The following is a 15,752-nucleotide window of genomic DNA, read 5'->3' on the forward strand; positions in this document are numbered from 1 at the left end:
CCATGATCAATCCAACCACAGCTTTGTATCTAACATTTCTTGCTTCCTTTCTGTCGATTGGATATGCCTTATTTACCGCTTACTATGTGCTTTCTCAGGATGATGGCAACGACAGAATGAAGGAGATTGCTAAAGCAATTCAGGAGGGTGCAGCGGCTTTTCTTGCAAGGGAATACAAAAGTATTGCAATCGTTGCTGTAATTATTTTTGCCATCCTGTGGGCTTTGGGTGCAAAAAGTGAGCATTTTGGATTTCTCACAGCTATAGGCTATCTTACAGGTGCGATTTTGAGCGGTCTTGCCGGTTTTATCGGTATGTTTGTGGCTGTAAGAACTAATGTTAAAACAGCCCAGATGGCAAAAAACGGTCTTGCCAGGGCGTTAAATCTGGCCTTTAAAGGTGGCTCTGTTACAGGCTTTCTGGTGACAGGTTTTGGCCTTTTGGCTATTGCAGGATTTTACTATGTTGCTGTGTATCTATTTAAGCAGCCTGTTGAGCATACAATTAAAGCATTGATAGGCCTTGCATTTGGTACAAGTTTGATCAGTGTTTTTGCAAGGCTTGGCGGTGGAATTTATACAAAAGCAGCCGATGTTGGCGCTGATCTTGTGGGTAAAGTGGAGGCAGGAATTCCAGAGGATGACCCCAGAAACCCGGCAGTTATAGCAGACAATGTTGGTGATAATGTTGGCGATTGTGCTGGAATGGCTGCAGATGTTTTTGAGACATTTACCGTGACAACCGTTGCGGCAATGGTTTTAGGTCATACTCTGTTTGATAAACCCGGTGTAGTTGGTATAGCTGCAATGTTCCCGCTGCTTATTGGTGCTATAGCTTCTGTTAGTGCAATTATCGGAACTTTTTTTGTTAAACTACCAAAATCAAACAACATTATGGGTGCTTTCTACAAAGGAATGCTTGCAACAGCGATTATTGCACTTGTGGTTATATATTTTGCGGCTCAAAAGTTCTTTGCAGGCGGCATAGCCTACTCCTGGGGCACAGTGACACCCACAAACATATTCATATCTGCCTTAATCGGAATGGCTATTACTGCACTTTTGATGTTTATAACAGAATATTACACCTCTTATGAGTACAATCCTGTAAAATCGATTGCAAAGGCTTCTGTAACAGGTCATGCAACAAACATAATTCAGGGTATGGCTGTAATGCTTAAGGCTCCCGCTCTACCAGCCATAGTGATCGCTTTGGGTATGTTTTTCTCATACAAATTAGCCGGCCTTTACGGTATTGCAATTGCAGCGGCTGCCATGCTTTCACTAACAGGTATGGTAATATCCATCGACTCATACGGTCCAATAACAGACAACGCTGGCGGAATTGCAGAGATGGCTGAACTTGATGAAACGGTTAGAGCTGTAACAGATCCACTCGATGCTGTGGGTAACACAACAAAAGCTGTTACAAAGGGATTTGCTATAGGTTCTGCTGCTTTGGCTGCCCTTGTGCTGTTTGCAGAATACACCCGTTCAATAGGTGCAGGCACATCTTCATTTGATTTGAGCAATCCGCTTGTACTGGTTGGATTGCTACTGGGTGGTTTGCTGCCGTTCTACTTCGGCGCAATGAGTATGGAGGCTGTTGGTGTTGCTGGTGGAATGATGGTGGAAGAGGTTAGAAGACAGTTTAAAACGATCAAGGGTATTTTAGAGGGTAAAGCCAAACCCGATTATGCTGCATGCGTTGATATTGTTACAAAAGAATCCTTAAAGAAGATGATAGCGCCAGGATTAATACCTGTACTGGGTCCAATAATCGTATATATCCTGTTTGGCAAGATTGCACTTGGCGCTTTGTCTATGGGTGCGATTATTACAGGGTTCTTCCTTGCAGTTTCAATGACAAGTGGCGGTGGTGCATGGGATAATGCTAAAAAATACATAGAAGATGGTAATTTTGGCGGAAAAGGAAGTGAGGCTCATAAGGCAGCTGTCACAGGTGATACAGTTGGAGATCCTCTGAAGGATACAGCAGGTCCTGCCATCAACCCGATGATTAAAATCATAAATATCATTGCTATCTTGATTGTTTTGACAAACTTTTAAAAAGAGAGGGGGCTATAGCCCCCGTTTTGCTAAGAATCCCAACAAGGGGTTTTTAGCAAAATAAATCAGGGAGGATAGTGATGGAAGAAACAAATCTTCTGTATGAGGGTAAGGCAAAAAAAGTTTATGAAACTGAAGATCCAGACCTGCTCATTATTTATTTTAAGGATGATGCTACGGCTTTCAATGGAAAAAAACATGCTATAATAGATGAAAAGGGCGCACTGAATAAAACCATTACGGTCAAAGCATTTAACTGGATGAATGAATGCGGTATTCCAAACCATTTTGTTGAAGAAAACTCAGGTAGAGAGATAGTGGTTAAACGCTTAAAAATGGTGCCTGTTGAGGTGGTAGTTAGAAATGTTATTGCAGGTTCTTTAGCAAAAAGGCTTGGTTTAAAAGTGGGTGAAAAACTCCCAGAACCCTTAATTGAGTTTTATCTAAAAAGCGATGAGCTTGACGATCCTATGATCACAGAGCAACATATAAAGGTTTTTGGCTGGGCAGATGAAAAAACCATAGAAAAAATGAAAGAGTTGGCCTTAAAGGTTAATGATTGTTTGAAAGAAAGATTTGATAGAGCGGGTATTGAGCTTGTTGATTTTAAGCTTGAGTTTGGTTTTGACCCAGATGGCAATCTTATTGTTGGAGATGAGTTTACACCTGATGGGGCAAGGCTGTGGGATAAAGAAACTAAAGAGGTTCTGGATAAAGATAGATTCAGAAAAGACCTTGGTGATTTAATAGAAGGTTATGAAAAAATCCTTATGAAAATTTCGAGGATATAGCATGAAATATGTGGTGATTGTAAAACCCAAAAAAGGCATCTTAGACCCTCAGGGAAAGGCTATTAAAAAGGTTTCGGAAAACTATACGGGCAAAAAGATAGAGGATATAAGAGTGGGCAAATACTTTGAAATAACACTTAATGAGCCAGATGATGAGTTGATAGAAACAGTTGCAAAAAATATCCTTTCAAATGAAGTTATAGAGGATTATGAGGTTATAAAGAAGTGAAGGTAGCCATCGTCAGGTTTCTTGGAACAAACTGTGATTTTGATTGTAAATACGCATGTGATACATTAGGTATTAAAAGCGAGTTTGTCTTTTATACGCAAATAGATTTAAACGGTTTTGATACTGTTATCCTGCCTGGCGGATTTTCATACGGAGATTATCTAAGAAGTGGTGCACTGGCAAAATTTTCACCAGTGATGGACAGTGTTAGAGAGCTTGCAAAAAAAGGCTATCCTGTTATTGGTATCTGCAACGGCTTTCAGATTTTAATAGAAAGTGGTCTACTAAAAGGTGCTCTACTTAAAAATAAAACCTTAAGGTTTATTCATAAGGATGTGTATTTAAAGGTTGAAAAAAGCAGGTGTTATTTTACAAAAAATATCAAGTCAGAAAGTGTATTAAAGATGCCTATAGCGCATGCAGAGGGCAATTATTTCTGTAGCGATGACTACCTTAAATATCTTCTTGATAACGATATGATTGTATTAAGATATGCTTCAAAAAATGGTCATATAAATGATACATACAACCCCAACGGGTCAGTTTACAACATTGCAGGCATTTGCAATGAAAACGGCAATGTGTTTGGTTTGATGCCACACCCAGAAAGGGTTGTGGGCGATCTGGGTAGAGATGGAGAAATCATTTTTAAACACCTGCTTTAGGAGGCAGTTGTGTTTGAAAGAAGTAAGCAGTTGTTTGAAGATGCAAAAAAGGTGATAGCTGGCGGTGTAAATAGTCCTGTTAGGGCATTTAAAAGTGTAAACAGAGACCCTCTATTCATAAAGAAAGCCAGAGGATCAAAAATTTACGATGAAGATGGTAATGAATTTATCGATTATGTGAATAGCTGGGGTCCTGCAATTGTTGGACATGCAGATGATGAGGTTATAGATAAAACAAAAGCTGTCCTTGAAAATGGTTTTAGTTTTGGTGCACCAACAATACTTGAGACAGAGCTTGCAAAAAGAATCGTTGAGGCGTTTGATTCTATTGAAAAGGTCAGGTTTGTCAACTCCGGCACTGAGGCCGCAATGAGCGCAATAAGGCTTGCAAGGGGTATAACAGGCAGGGATAATATATTGAAATTCTCAGGTTGCTATCACGGGCATTCAGATAGCCTGCTTGTTGGTGCTGGTTCGGGTTCTTCAACATTTGGTATCCCAACAAGCAAAGGTGTTCCTATAGATTTTGCAAAACACACCCTGCTTGCAGAATTCAACGACTTAGAGGCAACTCAGGATATATTTAAAAAATACGGCGATACAATTGCAGCTATTATTGTTGAGCCTGTGGCGGGCAACATGGGTGTTGTAAGACCTGAAGATGGTTTTTTAGAAGGCTTAAGAAATTTATGTGATAGGTATGGGGCGTTGCTTATTTTTGATGAGGTTATGACAGGTTTCAGGCTCACATATGGCGGAGCACAGCATATCTACAATGTAAAGCCCGATATAACAATCCTGGGCAAGGTTATAGGTGGAGGGTTTCCTGCCGCATGCTTTGGGGCAAAAGCAGAGTTTATGGAGTATTTAGCACCAAATGGTGAAGTGTATCAGGCAGGAACGCTCAGTGGCAACCCCGTTGCAATGGCATGCGGTATAGCAACACTGGATATTTTGAAACGCAAAAATCCATACAAAGAGTTGGAGAAAAATACCCAAAAACTCATTTCCCGCATCGTAGGGCTCGGGGTAGAATATGGAATACCTGTAAGCGGTGAAGCGATCGGTTCTATGTTTTCTGTATTCTTTAGACAAAATAAACCCACAAATTTTTCAGAGGTTAACCAGAGTGATTTAAGGCTATTTAAAAACTACTTCTGGGGCTTACTTGAAAGGGGTATATACATTCCGCCATCACAATTTGAATCAAATTTCATAACTATTAAACATAGCCTTGAAGACATTGAAAATACAATAGTTGCTGTGGAAGAAGTTTTTAGAGAACTTTCTGAAGGCAGATTCTATATATGAATAGAGAAGAAAGAAGAAAAAAAATAAAATACTACAGAGAGCTTTATGATGCAACGACGGTGGGTTTCAGTGTTGTTATAGCTATCCTGATAGGTGGAGGGTTGGGATACTGGCTGGATAGAAAGTTTAATTCATCCCATCACTGGTTGTTTTTTCTTTTTTTAATATTTGGAATCATTGCTGGATTTAAAAATATGTTTTACGGCATAAAAAAGACTGATGATAATAACGATAAAAAAACTTGAAATTCTTTTTGCAATAGTATATTTTTTTTTAGCTTCTGTGTGTTTACTTATTAGCTATGAATGTTTTATAGCCACAACGGCATCAACGGCTGTTGGGCTGGGTGATTGGATTCTTTTAAAATTTATGGCAAAGAAATGGCTAAAAAGGGGCAAGTACTCTTTTTTGGACAGCATGATAAGATTTAGCTTGATAGCCATTTCTATTCTGTTTTTACTAAAACTTCATTTGAATAAGATTGGCATTATTGTGGGTGTATCGGTAGTGCCAATTAGTTTGATGATTACAGCAGTAATGTCTGTATTTAGCAAAAAAACTTCTCTGTGAGGGGGTAAAATGGAGGCGCCAAGTTTTCTTGATTTTATTATCCATGCAACAGGTTTACCCGGATATTTGGTTTTTACCTGGTTTGTTGCTTTATTCGTGTTGGTTCTTGCAATTATTATACGTTTTTCATTGAAACTGCTACCTGAGGGTATTCAAAATGTAGCAGAATCGGTAGTTTACGGTATTTATACATTTGTAGAGGATATTTTGGGCAAAGAAGAAACACCAAAGCACTTTCCTTTGCTGGCAACACTGGCAATATTTATCTTTTTCTGTAATATTACAGAGCTTATACCATGGTTTATACCGCCAACATCCAATCTCAATACCACTGTATCAATGGCAGTGATAGTTTTTGTGTATTATCAGTTTTTAGGTATTAGAAAGCATGGAATAAAATATATAAAACATTTTATGGGCCCTGTCTGGTGGCTTGTTCCTTTGATGCTCCCTGTAGAGATTATAGGGCATTTTGCAAGAATTATCTCGTTATCTGTCAGGTTGTTTGGTAATATATTTGGTGATGACTTATTGCTCGCTGTGATTTTCTTTTTGGCTCCTTGGCTTGTTCCTTTACCTGTTATGGGTTTGGTATTATTTGCAGCTTCACTGCAGGCATTTATATTTTTCTTGCTTTCAACACTATACATTGCAGATGCAGTAAGTGAAGCCCATTAAATAAGTTTGTAATCTTTGATTTTTTGTGAGGAGGTGGATTTATGAAGGGTAGGTTGTTTATTTTAACAGCTTTAGCAGTTCTGGCAGCTTTTCCTGCATTGGCTGCGGGTGATGCAAATTCTGCCACTGCAGCTGCAAACATAGTGCTTAAAAAGTACTACATGTTTGTGGCTATGGGTGGTGCAATTGGTCTTGGTCTTGCTGCCGGCGGTGGTGGAATTGGACAGGGTCATGCTGTTAACGGAACTGTACTTGGTACAGCAAGAAACCCGGCTTTGTCAGGAAAGCTTCTGACTCTCATGATGATCGGCCTTGCTATGATCGAGTCTTTAGTTATCTATATGCTTGTTATTGTTCTTATTATCTTCTACACAAATCCATTTCATATCTAACCAAAAAAGAGGGGATTTCCCCCTCTTTTATTCTTCGCAGTAATTACAACCCTTTCTTGCACAACACCATTTGCCTCTTTTCTTAACAAATAGATTGTAACCGCAGACAGGGCATTCCTGGTTTTTTATCTCACCTCTGATGGTAAACTTACAGGTTGGATAGTTTGAACAACCATAGAATTTGCCTCTCTTTGAAGAGTGTTCTATAAGTTCTCCACCGCAGAGAGGACATATCAGCCCTGTAGGGTATGGTTTTGTGTTTTTGCATTTGGGATAGTTGGAGCATGCAAGAAAACGTGCCCCATTTTTAGTGTATTTAACAACCATTGGTGCACCGCATTTATCGCATTTTATATCAACGAAATCTTCTTCTAACGGCCTTGTATATTTGCATTTTGGATAGTTAGAGCAGGCAATAAATTTTCCAAATCTGCCGTGTCTTATAACTAAATCACCTCCGCAGATAGGGCATTTTTCACTAATAGGTTCATCATCGGGTTTTAGCTTTTCCATATTTTTATAGGCGTTATCAAGTAATTTTTTGAATTTATCGTAAAATTTTTCTAAAAGCTCTATTTTGTCCATTTTTTTATTTGCTATTTTATCCAGCCCTTCTTCCATCTGTGCGGTAAATTTCACATTAATGATGTCAGAGAAGAACTTGTCCAGCAGTTTACTTGTTATAATACCAATCTCCTGCGGATGGAATTTTTTATCCTTTAAAACAACATATCCACGTTTGATAATTGTGCTGATTATTGTAGCGTATGTGGATGGCCTGCCGATACCGTGTTTTTCAAGCTCTTTAATTAAAGAAGCTTCAGTATATCGAGCTGGAGGTTCTGTAAAATGCTGTTTTGTTAGAACCTCAGTTAAATCAATACTTTGGTTCTTTTTAAGCTCGGGCGGTTTTTTTGAGCTAATCTTTGAATAGCTCCATACCCTCAAAAACCCATCAAAACTCAATGTTTTAAAGGTTGCCCTTGCAAGAAAACTTTCTGAGGCAAAATCAACTGTAGTGTTTTTAAATTGAGCAGGCTTCATCTGCGATGCTACAAATCGCCTCCATATCAACTCATAAAGCCTAAACTCATCATCCTTTAAATAAGGTTTAACCATTTCAGGCAAAAGGGATGGATCGGTTGGCCTTATAGCCTCATGCGCTTCTTGAGCAAGTTTTGATTTGGTTTTATAAATATTAGGTTTCTCGGGAAGATAATCCTCACCAAAAGCAAACGATATTACATCTCTAACTTTATCGATTGCCTCTTTTGCAATGTTAAACGAATCTGTTCTCATGTAGGTTATCAAACCAATCCTATTTTTTTCGATATCCACACCCTCATAAAGTGTTTGAGCAATAAGCATCGTTTTTTGTGCACTAAAACCCAAGATATTTGATGCTGCCATCTGGAGTGTGCTTGTAATAAACGGAGGCTCAGGTTTCTTATAAGTGGTGGATTTTTTAATCTGCTTAACTACAAACGATTCTTTGAGTATCTTTTCTTTTATCGATTCTACTTCCTGCTTTGTTTTAATATCAAATTTATCTAACTTGCGAGAGTTTATTTCTATGAGTTGAGATTCTATATCACCCTTAAACAGAAGATGAATGCTCCAATATTCCTGAGGCGTAAAATTGTTTATCTCTTCTTCTCTGTCAACAATAAGCTTTAATGCCACAGATTGAACCCTTCCTGCAGATAGCCCCTTTTGGATCTTTTTTGCAAGTAGAGGTGAAAGCTTATAACCAACGATTCTATCTAAAATTCTTCTTGCCTCCTGAGAGTTTACCATATCGATATCAATTGTTCGTGGGGATTTGATTGCATTCAGGATAGCATTTTTTGTTATTTCGTGAAACACTATCCTTTTTATCTTATCTTCGTTTAATTTTGCAGCTTTTGTGATATGCCAGCCTATGGCTTCACCCTCTCTATCCTCATCTGTTGCTATGTAAACTAAGTCTGATTGCTTTGAAAGCTTCTTAATATTATCCACAACAGGCTTTTTTTCTTTTGGAACAACATATTTTGGCTTAAAACCGTTTTCTATATCTACGCCAAATGAGCTTTTTGGTAAATCCCTGATATGACCGTAGGAGGCAACTACATTAAAATCCTTTCCCAAAAACTTTGAGATTGTTTTGGCTTTTGCTGGTGATTCAACTATCACAAGATTCATAAATTTCCCCTTTCACTGCCTTATATATCCTGACGGCGTTTTTTTAACAAGACCCTTCAAGGACAGATCAAAAATAATCTCAGCAACCTCCTGAATTGTTAGTTGTGTTTTTAGAGCTATCTCATTTTCATCCATCTCTGCATCCATTGCCTCATAAACGAGTTTTTCTTTTTCTTCTAACTCAGGCGTTGCATAATCACTGTATTGTCCTATCTCCTTTTTAAGCTCGACATAGAAATGAGATGGAATTGTGTATCTATCAATAACAATTGTTGCACCATCGTATATCAATCTATTTGTTCCTTCGCTACGTTTTGAAAATATATCACCCGGCAGGGCAAATACCGTTTTTCCCTGTTCTGCTGCAATCCTTGCTGTAATTAGTGAACCGCTTTTAAGCTCTGCCTCAACCACAAATACAGCATCAGAGAGTCCCGCTATAATTCTGTTTCTCCTTGGAAAGTTATATCTATTCGGTGGGGTTGAAAGAGGAAATTCGCTGATTATGCAGCCTTTTTGAGGCATTAGCTCAAACAACGCTTTATTGCTATAAGGATACACTATATCTATACCGCAGCCCAAAACTCCAATTGTATAGCCACCCCCACCTATGGCAATTTTATGGGCAAGTGCATCTATGCCCATGGCAAGGCCGCTTATTATTTCAAACCCAGCCTCAACTATAGGTGGAAGTATATGTTTGAGAGCCTTTTGCCCATAGCCTGATGGATGCCTGCTGCCCACCACTGCAAGAGGCATAGATAGTTCTTTAAGTTTTCCTTTTACATATAGCACTACAGGTGGATAATCCATTTGCCTAAGTCTTTCTGGATAGTCATCATCAAAAAAACTTATAAGTTTGATACTGTTTTTCTCTACATATTCAAGTTCTTTTGATACATCTCTTTTTTTTATTTTATCTTTAACCTCAAAATACAGCTCATCTAAACTTTCAAATCTTGATGGGTCTTTAATGTTTATGCCAGAAAGCAGAATTTTAAGTTCATTTGTATGCAACAAGCAACCTCACATATCCAAGGTAGTGATAATACTCTTTAAAATCTACAAAGCCAAATCTCTTTAGTTTACTTTTAAGGTCGATTCTGATGAATTCGCTGGCAAGAGGGCACTCACCGTATTTAAAGGCAAACTTTACTATAGGGTTGGCTTTATTTAAGTCAAATTCGTTGTAGTCGAGTATACAAAACCTGCCACCTGTTTTGAGCAATTCAGAAGCATTTTTAATAATCATATCCCGTTGAGAATCTATAAACCCATGCAAAACAAACGATATAAACGCCACATCAAAATAGTTTTTAAAGGGGGCTAGTTTTCTGATATCGTGATAAAAAATCCTTACATTTTTGTTTTCACATCTGTTTTTGGCAATTCTTATCATCTCTTTTGATGTATCAAAACCCACAACATCTCTATTGGTGAGCTGCTGAATCATACAGAGATTTTTTGCTGTGCCGCAACCAAAATCAACAACATTTTCGTTATTTTTTATCTTAAGTTGATTTATTACCGTTTTCATAAACTTGTTGTATGTAAAGCCGCTCAAAAGTTGCATCATAAAATCATAGATATGAGCCTCAAAACCGTCAATCTCAACCTTTGAAATCTTTTTCTCCATATCATCCTCCTTTTTAAAGGCTTTAACTTTATATAAAAATTTTTTGTTTTTTCAAGCGTTAAAATATTTGACTAATTTAGAAAAGTCCTTAATATTTAGCTGTGGATAAATACGAAAAGCTGGTTGAACTATACAGGTCAAAACTCAATACAGTTATTTCAACGGGTGAGTGGGTTAAAATTGATCAGGATAGGATAACCCTTTTTGCCATCGTCACAGGCGATAAACAATGGATTCACATAAACCCAGACAAGGCTGCCAAAGAATCGATTTACAAAACAACTATTGCTCATGGGTTTTTAACGCTTTCGATGATTCCTTACCTTACAAAGTCAAACACACCTGAGTATTTTGAGAAAAACTATCCCGGCATGAAGATGCGTATAAATTACGGCCTTAATAAAGTTAGGTTTCCTGCTGCAGTTAAGGTCAACTCATTTATCAGGGCAAAAGAGATACCAATATCGGTTAAAAGAATAGAAAACGGTGTTGAGCTTATTTACAAAATAATTGTTGAGATAAAAGACAATCCAAAACCGGCATGCGTGGCAGAGCAAATATTCAGGTTGTATTGATAGCTCTTCTTGCTATATTTACGCCTCACCTTTTAAAAGCAGAAGATTTAACAGAGTATTTTAATTTTGCTAAACACTCCCCTATAACGATAAAAAGCGGTTATGCCAAGCTGAACTTTATTGGCGGATTTGCAGACGGAGAATATGAAGTATCAAATTATACAATAAAGCCATACGCAAAAAACATCTATGTTCTCAAAGTATACTTAAAAAAGAAAAAGCGTCATTTTACCTATAAGTCAACCGCAGAGTTTGCGTTTTACATGCACAAAAATATCATAGCCTTTAAAACAATCAAGGGCAGATTGATTTTTCATTTCCCTGAAGATTTATATTTCATCAAAAAGGTTAAAGGCGGTTATTTAGCTGAAAAGATCCACCCAACCATAGAAGTAAAACTGCCGCTGAATAACGGCTACCTATTTCTGAATATCGAAAAAAATAGATAGGAGGTGTAACAATGAAGCAGTATAAGACATTAATCGGAGGTAAATGGGTAAGCTCACCTCAAACAATCGATGTTATCGATAAATACAGCTCTGAGATTATAGCTAAAGTGCCAAAAGCAGATAAGAAAATGGTTGATGAGGCTGTTGATGCGGCAGATAAAGCTTTTAGTGTGATGAAAAACCTGCCGGCCTACCGCCGTTCAGAGATATTAGAAAAAGCAGCAAATCTTATAAAGGAAAGAGAAGAAGAGATAACAACAATGATCTGTAGAGAGGCGGGAAAAGCATGGAAAAACTCTATTGGAGAAGTAAGAAGAGGCTATGAGACATTTAAATTTGCAGCAGAGGAGGCAAAAAGGATTCATGGTGAAACCGTGCCTATGGATGCAAGTGCCTCAGGCGTTGGTAGATTTGGATACTTTATAAGAGTGCCGATGGGTGTAATTGGGGCTATCACACCGTTTAACTTTCCCTTGAACTTGGTTGCCCATAAGGTTGCACCGGCTATTGCAAGTGGCAATACAGTTGTTTTAAAGCCAGCAAGCACAACACCTATAACAGCTTTAATTTTAGGGGAAATCCTTATGGAGGCAGGCCTGCCTGATGGTGCTTTAAATATCGTTATAGGACCAGGCCAAGAAGTAGGAGAGGCCATTATTACAAACGACAAGGTTAGAAAAATAACATTCACAGGTTCAGCAAAAGTAGGTGATAGAATAATGCGTATTGCAGGCATAAAAAGGGTCACGCTTGAACTTGGCAATAACTCAGCGACCATAATTGAGAAAGATGCCGATATAGATAAAGCTATTCCACGTTGCATAGACAGCGCCTTTGCAAACTCAGGTCAGGTATGTATATCGCTTCAGAGGATCTATGTGCACAAAGATATAGCAGATGAATTTACAGAGAAATTTGCCGAGGCTACAAAAAAACTAAAAATAGGAAACCCAGTCGAAAAAGATACAGATCTTGGGCCGATGATTGATGAGAATGAGGCTTTAAGAGCCAAACAATGGATAGATGAAGCAGTTAGCCAGGGTGCTGAACTTGTTGTAGGTGGCAAGGTTGAGGGCAGAATCCTTTATCCAACCGTTTTAAGAAACACTACAAAGGATATGCGTGTTATGTGTATGGAGGTATTTGCACCGATTGTTTCTATTGTTGAGTATGATAACTTTGAAGAGGCTATTCAGCATGTAAACGATTCAGATTACGGACTTCAAGCTGGTATATATACAAATGACATAAAGAAAATCCACTACGCAATCGACAATTTAGATGTTGGCGGTGTCATGATAAATGATACATCTATCTTCAGGGTTGATCATATGCCATACGGCGGCAATAAGATGAGTGGTATTGGTAGAGAGGGTGTAAGGTTTGCCATTGAAGAGATGACCAATATAAAAATGGTCATGATAAATCTAAACTAAAGGGGAACACTCCCCTTACTCTTTTATGATTGAAGTTGAAATACCCGGGTTTGGAAAGCTTAAGTTAAAATACGCCGTTTTTGATTTCAACGGCACACTTGCATGTGATGGCGTTGTTAAAGCAGGCATAAAACACAAATTAAATGAATTATCAAAATTTTTAGATATTCATGTAGTTACAGCTGACACCAACGGAACTGCTAAAGTGATGTTAATAGATGTTAATGCAACAGTTGTTATTGCACCATCTAAAAATCAGGATCTATTCAAAGCAAAATACATAGAAAGTTTAAATGGTCAACTTTGCGTGGCTGTAGGCAACGGCAATAACGATAGACTCATGTTTAAAAAAGCTGCTTTGTCGATATGCGTAATAGGCTGTGAGGGTGCATTTATAGGAACAATCAAAAACTCCTCAGTAGTAGTTGCAAAACCGGAGGATGCTATAAATTTGCTTATAAATAAAAATAGATTGATAGCAACATTGAGAAGGTGAGAGAATATCAAACACGGATTTTTTACCTCTTGACACATTTTTGGTTAGTTTCTATACTTGCGTTCAGGTTTTGAATTTAGAAAAGTTTTTAATAAACCTAACAAGAAAGGATCTTTTTATGGAGAAATTTGAAAGATGCGTTATTGACCCATCAAGTGTGATAGGTGAAAATACACAGATTGGTTATTTTACCGTTATAGGTAGGGATGTAAAGATAGGCAAGAATTGCCAGATAGACAATAATGTTGTTATTCATGAGGGTACAATTATTGGTGATAATGTCAGAATTGATGATAATACCGTTATTGGCAAGCAACCAATGAAATCACCCATTAGTGCAACAACAAAAAAACAGCAACTACCACCAGCAATGATTGCGGATAATTGCTTGATAGGCACATCAGTTGTGATTTATGCTGGTTGCAAGATAAATAAGAATGTGCTTGTAGCAGATCTATCTACCATTAGGGAAAATGTTGAGATAGGCGAATACACGATTGTTGGAAGAGGCGTTGCAATAGAAAACTTCTGCACCATTGGCAAACGATGCAAACTTGAAACAAATGTATATATCACAGCCTACTCTGAAGTTGAGGATTACTGCTTTATAGCTCCAGGTGTTTTAACATCTAACGACAATTATTTAGGCAGAAGTCAAAAAAGGTTTAAAGAATTTGGTGGGGTTAAAATTCAAAAAGGTGGAAGAATAGGTGTTGGTGCGGTTATATTGCCAAACAAGACTATAGCTGAAGACAGCGTGGTTGCCGCTGGAAGCCTTCTTACAAAAGACACTCAACCCAAAAAGATCTATGCAGGCTTACCTGCAAAATACTTTAGAGATGTGCCAGAAGATGAGCTGTTGGAGAATCAATTCAGCATTAAGCGCTAAGTATCAAGGACTAAGTTTTAAAAGGGGAAAACGTAATCATGAAATGTGAAAATTTGGATGTTTGGAAAAAAGGCTGTAGGCTTTCTATTGAAATATACAAATATTTCAAAGACCTGAAAGATTTTGGCTTTAAGGATCAGATAACAAGAAGCAGTTTGTCAATAGCTTCTAATATTGCAGAAGGAATGGAAAAAGAGTCCGACAAAGAAAAGATTAGATTTATCGAAATCGCTAAAGGTTCTTGCGCAGAATTAATAACGCAGATATATATTGGAATAGAAATTAATTATATAGAAAAGCAGTTGGGTTTAAAATAGATTAAAGAATTAAATGAAATTTTAAAAATGCTGACAGGTCTAAAAAACAATTATATAAAAGTTCTAAGCTCTAAGAGTTAAGTTAAACGCCAAAAATTTAATCTCAACTTTTAACGCTTAGCGCTTAACACTTAATACTTAACGCTTAACGCTAACTCAGGAGGTTTTATGAAAAACTTTGTCCTAATAGGTGCAGCAGGTTATATCGCACCAAGACATATGAAGGCAATTAAAGATACCGGTAATAATCTGCTTGCAGCAGTTGATCCAAACGACAGTGTAGGCATTATAGATTCATACTTTCCAGAAGCCCATTTTTTTACAGAATTTGAAAGGTTTGATAGGCATGTTGATAAGCTAAGAAGAAGAGGAAATAAGGTAGATTTTGCATCTATCTGTTCCCCAAATTACCTTCATGATGCTCATATAAGATGGGCATTGAGAAGTGGAATAAACGCAATATGCGAAAAACCTCTTGTTTTAAATCCCTGGAATTTGGATGCTTTAGAGGAGATAGAGCAAGAAACAGGGAGAAAAGTTTACAATGTTCTTCAATTAAGACTTCATCCTTCAATCATTTCACTAAAGGATAAGATAGAAAAAGAGACTTCTAAAGAGAATAAAAAATACAACATAGACTTGACCTATATAACCTCAAGAGGCAGATGGTACTTTGTTTCGTGGAAGGGAGATTTATCAAAGTCCGGCGGTGTTGCAACAAATATCGGAATACATTTCTTTGATATGCTGATGTGGCTTTTTGGTGAGGTAAAGAACAGCGAGGTTCACTACTGTGAGCCTTTAAAAAAGATGGCAGGCTTTATAGAGTTAAAAAAAGCTTATGTTAGGTGGTTTTTGTCAGTGGATTATAACGATTTACCCGATGATATAAAACAAAAAGGTCAGAGAACATACAGATCTATAACAGTAGATTCAAAAGAGATTGAATTTTCTGGTGGCTTTACAGACTTGCATACACTTGTTTATAAAGATATATTAAACGGCGGAGGTTTTGGCATTAAAGATGCAAGACTATCTATTGAGCTTGTGCATCAGATAAGAAAT

The 15,752-nt window shown here is 37.6% G+C and carries 18 protein-coding genes and 1 pseudogene; 16 read left to right on the forward strand and 3 right to left on the reverse strand.

All coding sequences use genetic code 11. The features are described from left to right. The first annotated feature begins 2 nt into the window (after positions 1-2). From EK17_RS05975 to EK17_RS06015, 9 genes are all read left to right on the forward strand, one after another. Positions 3-2,069 (forward strand): sodium-translocating pyrophosphatase, encoded by a 2,067-nt coding sequence (locus EK17_RS05975; protein ID WP_051904473.1) that lies wholly within the window; start codon positions 3-5, stop codon positions 2,067-2,069. 80 nt (positions 2,070-2,149) lie between these two features. After that, a complete protein-coding gene (gene purC, locus EK17_RS05980) occupies positions 2,150-2,860 on the forward strand; it encodes a phosphoribosylaminoimidazolesuccinocarboxamide synthase (protein WP_198018154.1) in 711 nt (236 codons plus the stop codon). Position 2,861: 1 nt separating this feature from the next. Beyond that, a complete protein-coding gene (gene purS / locus EK17_RS05985; RefSeq protein WP_035588518.1) occupies positions 2,862-3,089 on the forward strand; it encodes a phosphoribosylformylglycinamidine synthase subunit PurS in 228 nt (75 codons plus the stop codon). Continuing rightward, a complete protein-coding gene (gene purQ, locus EK17_RS05990) occupies positions 3,086-3,754 on the forward strand; it encodes a phosphoribosylformylglycinamidine synthase I (RefSeq protein ID WP_035588519.1) in 669 nt (222 codons plus the stop codon). Before purS ends, purQ begins: the two co-directional genes overlap by 4 nt. A 9-nt stretch (positions 3,755-3,763) precedes the next feature. Beyond that, the gene (gene hemL / locus EK17_RS05995) at positions 3,764-5,065 is read left to right on the forward strand and encodes a glutamate-1-semialdehyde 2,1-aminomutase (protein ID WP_035588522.1); all 1,302 of its coding nucleotides are present in this window, start codon (positions 3,764-3,766) and stop codon (positions 5,063-5,065) included. Next, on the forward strand, positions 5,062-5,310 hold the full coding sequence (locus EK17_RS06000; RefSeq protein WP_035588524.1) for an AtpZ/AtpI family protein: 249 nt from the start codon (positions 5,062-5,064) through the stop codon (positions 5,308-5,310). The genes hemL and EK17_RS06000 overlap by 4 nt, the downstream gene beginning before the upstream one ends. Beyond that, positions 5,285-5,635 (forward strand): hypothetical protein, encoded by a 351-nt coding sequence (locus EK17_RS06005; protein WP_035588527.1) that lies wholly within the window; start codon positions 5,285-5,287, stop codon positions 5,633-5,635. Before EK17_RS06000 ends, EK17_RS06005 begins: the two co-directional genes overlap by 26 nt. 9 nt (positions 5,636-5,644) lie before the next feature. Further along, on the forward strand, positions 5,645-6,313 hold the full coding sequence (atpB, locus tag EK17_RS06010) for a F0F1 ATP synthase subunit A (RefSeq protein WP_035588529.1): 669 nt from the start codon (positions 5,645-5,647) through the stop codon (positions 6,311-6,313). 41 nt (positions 6,314-6,354) lie between these two features. Next, on the forward strand, positions 6,355-6,705 hold the full coding sequence (locus tag EK17_RS06015) for an ATP synthase subunit c family protein (protein ID WP_035588533.1): 351 nt from the start codon (positions 6,355-6,357) through the stop codon (positions 6,703-6,705). A 27-nt stretch (positions 6,706-6,732) separates the two neighbouring features. Here the strand turns inward: EK17_RS06015 and topA are convergent, their stop codons facing one another. The 3 genes from topA to EK17_RS06030 are packed head-to-tail and all read right to left on the reverse strand — an operon-like array spanning position 6,733 to position 10,525. Continuing rightward, positions 6,733-8,889: a type I DNA topoisomerase gene (gene topA, locus EK17_RS06020; protein WP_035588535.1), complete on the reverse strand. Its 2,157-nt coding sequence runs from the start codon at positions 8,887-8,889 to the stop codon at positions 6,733-6,735. A 12-nt stretch (positions 8,890-8,901) separates the two neighbouring features. Further along, a complete protein-coding gene (gene dprA / locus EK17_RS06025; RefSeq protein ID WP_051904474.1) occupies positions 8,902-9,906 on the reverse strand; it encodes a DNA-processing protein DprA in 1,005 nt (334 codons plus the stop codon). After that, entirely contained in the window at positions 9,893-10,525 is a 633-nt protein-coding gene (locus EK17_RS06030) for a class I SAM-dependent methyltransferase (RefSeq protein ID WP_035588538.1), read from the reverse strand. The genes dprA and EK17_RS06030 overlap by 14 nt, the downstream gene beginning before the upstream one ends. A gap of 101 nt (positions 10,526-10,626) precedes the next feature. On the opposite strand from EK17_RS06030, the gene EK17_RS06035 reads away from it, so the two are divergent. The 7 genes and pseudogenes from EK17_RS06035 to EK17_RS06065 all read left to right on the forward strand — a co-directional run. After that, positions 10,627-11,100, forward strand: coding sequence for a MaoC family dehydratase (locus EK17_RS06035; RefSeq protein WP_035588540.1), 474 nt, complete (start codon positions 10,627-10,629; stop codon positions 11,098-11,100). After that, complete coding sequence (locus EK17_RS06040; protein WP_156957526.1) at positions 11,067-11,549, forward strand: hypothetical protein; 483 nt, start codon at positions 11,067-11,069, stop codon at positions 11,547-11,549. Before EK17_RS06035 ends, EK17_RS06040 begins: the two co-directional genes overlap by 34 nt. An 11-nt stretch (positions 11,550-11,560) precedes the next feature. Continuing rightward, positions 11,561-12,985 carry an aldehyde dehydrogenase family protein gene (locus EK17_RS06045; RefSeq protein WP_035588544.1) on the forward strand — a complete coding sequence of 475 codons (1,425 nt, stop codon included), beginning with the start codon at positions 11,561-11,563 and terminating at the stop codon, positions 12,983-12,985. A gap of 25 nt (positions 12,986-13,010) precedes the next feature. Beyond that, positions 13,011-13,481, forward strand: a complete 471-nt coding sequence (locus tag EK17_RS06050; RefSeq protein ID WP_035588546.1) for an HAD family hydrolase — start codon at positions 13,011-13,013, stop codon at positions 13,479-13,481. A 118-nt stretch (positions 13,482-13,599) separates the two neighbouring features. Next, a complete protein-coding gene (locus tag EK17_RS06055) occupies positions 13,600-14,370 on the forward strand; it encodes an N-acetyltransferase (RefSeq protein WP_035586604.1) in 771 nt (256 codons plus the stop codon). Between the two features lie 38 nt (positions 14,371-14,408). Further along, positions 14,409-14,684: pseudogene (locus EK17_RS06060) on the forward strand (four helix bundle protein); the annotation flags it as partial. A gap of 171 nt (positions 14,685-14,855) precedes the next feature. Next, positions 14,856-15,752, forward strand: an 897-nt coding sequence (locus tag EK17_RS06065; protein WP_035586587.1) for a Gfo/Idh/MocA family oxidoreductase, incomplete at its 3' end; no start/stop codon positions are given.

Origin of the sequence: Hippea jasoniae (assembly GCF_000744435.1) — a bacterium.
Taxonomy (GTDB): Bacteria; Campylobacterota_A; Desulfurellia; order Desulfurellales; family Hippeaceae; genus Hippea; species Hippea jasoniae.

Bases quoted from the DNA above. Each gene is read 5' to 3' on its own strand.
- EK17_RS05975 (WP_051904473.1), top strand. From the start codon at position 3: ATGATCAATCCAACCACAGCTTTGTATCTAACATTTCTTGCTTCCTTT.
- purC (WP_198018154.1), top strand. From the start codon at position 2,150: ATGGAAGAAACAAATCTTCTGTATGAGGGTAAGGCAAAAAAAGTTTAT.
- purS (WP_035588518.1), top strand. From the start codon at position 2,862: ATGAAATATGTGGTGATTGTAAAACCCAAAAAAGGCATCTTAGACCCT.
- EK17_RS06000 (WP_035588524.1), top strand. From the start codon at position 5,062: ATGAATAGAGAAGAAAGAAGAAAAAAAATAAAATACTACAGAGAGCTT.
- EK17_RS06005 (WP_035588527.1), top strand. From the start codon at position 5,285: ATGATAATAACGATAAAAAAACTTGAAATTCTTTTTGCAATAGTATAT.
- atpB (WP_035588529.1), top strand. From the start codon at position 5,645: ATGGAGGCGCCAAGTTTTCTTGATTTTATTATCCATGCAACAGGTTTA.
- EK17_RS06015 (WP_035588533.1), top strand. From the start codon at position 6,355: ATGAAGGGTAGGTTGTTTATTTTAACAGCTTTAGCAGTTCTGGCAGCT.
- topA (WP_035588535.1), bottom strand. From the start codon at position 8,889: ATGAATCTTGTGATAGTTGAATCACCAGCAAAAGCCAAAACAATCTCA.
- EK17_RS06030 (WP_035588538.1), bottom strand. From the start codon at position 10,525: ATGGAGAAAAAGATTTCAAAGGTTGAGATTGACGGTTTTGAGGCTCAT.
- EK17_RS06040 (WP_156957526.1), top strand. From the start codon at position 11,067: ATGCGTGGCAGAGCAAATATTCAGGTTGTATTGATAGCTCTTCTTGCT.
- EK17_RS06045 (WP_035588544.1), top strand. From the start codon at position 11,561: ATGAAGCAGTATAAGACATTAATCGGAGGTAAATGGGTAAGCTCACCT.
- EK17_RS06050 (WP_035588546.1), top strand. From the start codon at position 13,011: ATGATTGAAGTTGAAATACCCGGGTTTGGAAAGCTTAAGTTAAAATAC.
- EK17_RS06055 (WP_035586604.1), top strand. From the start codon at position 13,600: ATGGAGAAATTTGAAAGATGCGTTATTGACCCATCAAGTGTGATAGGT.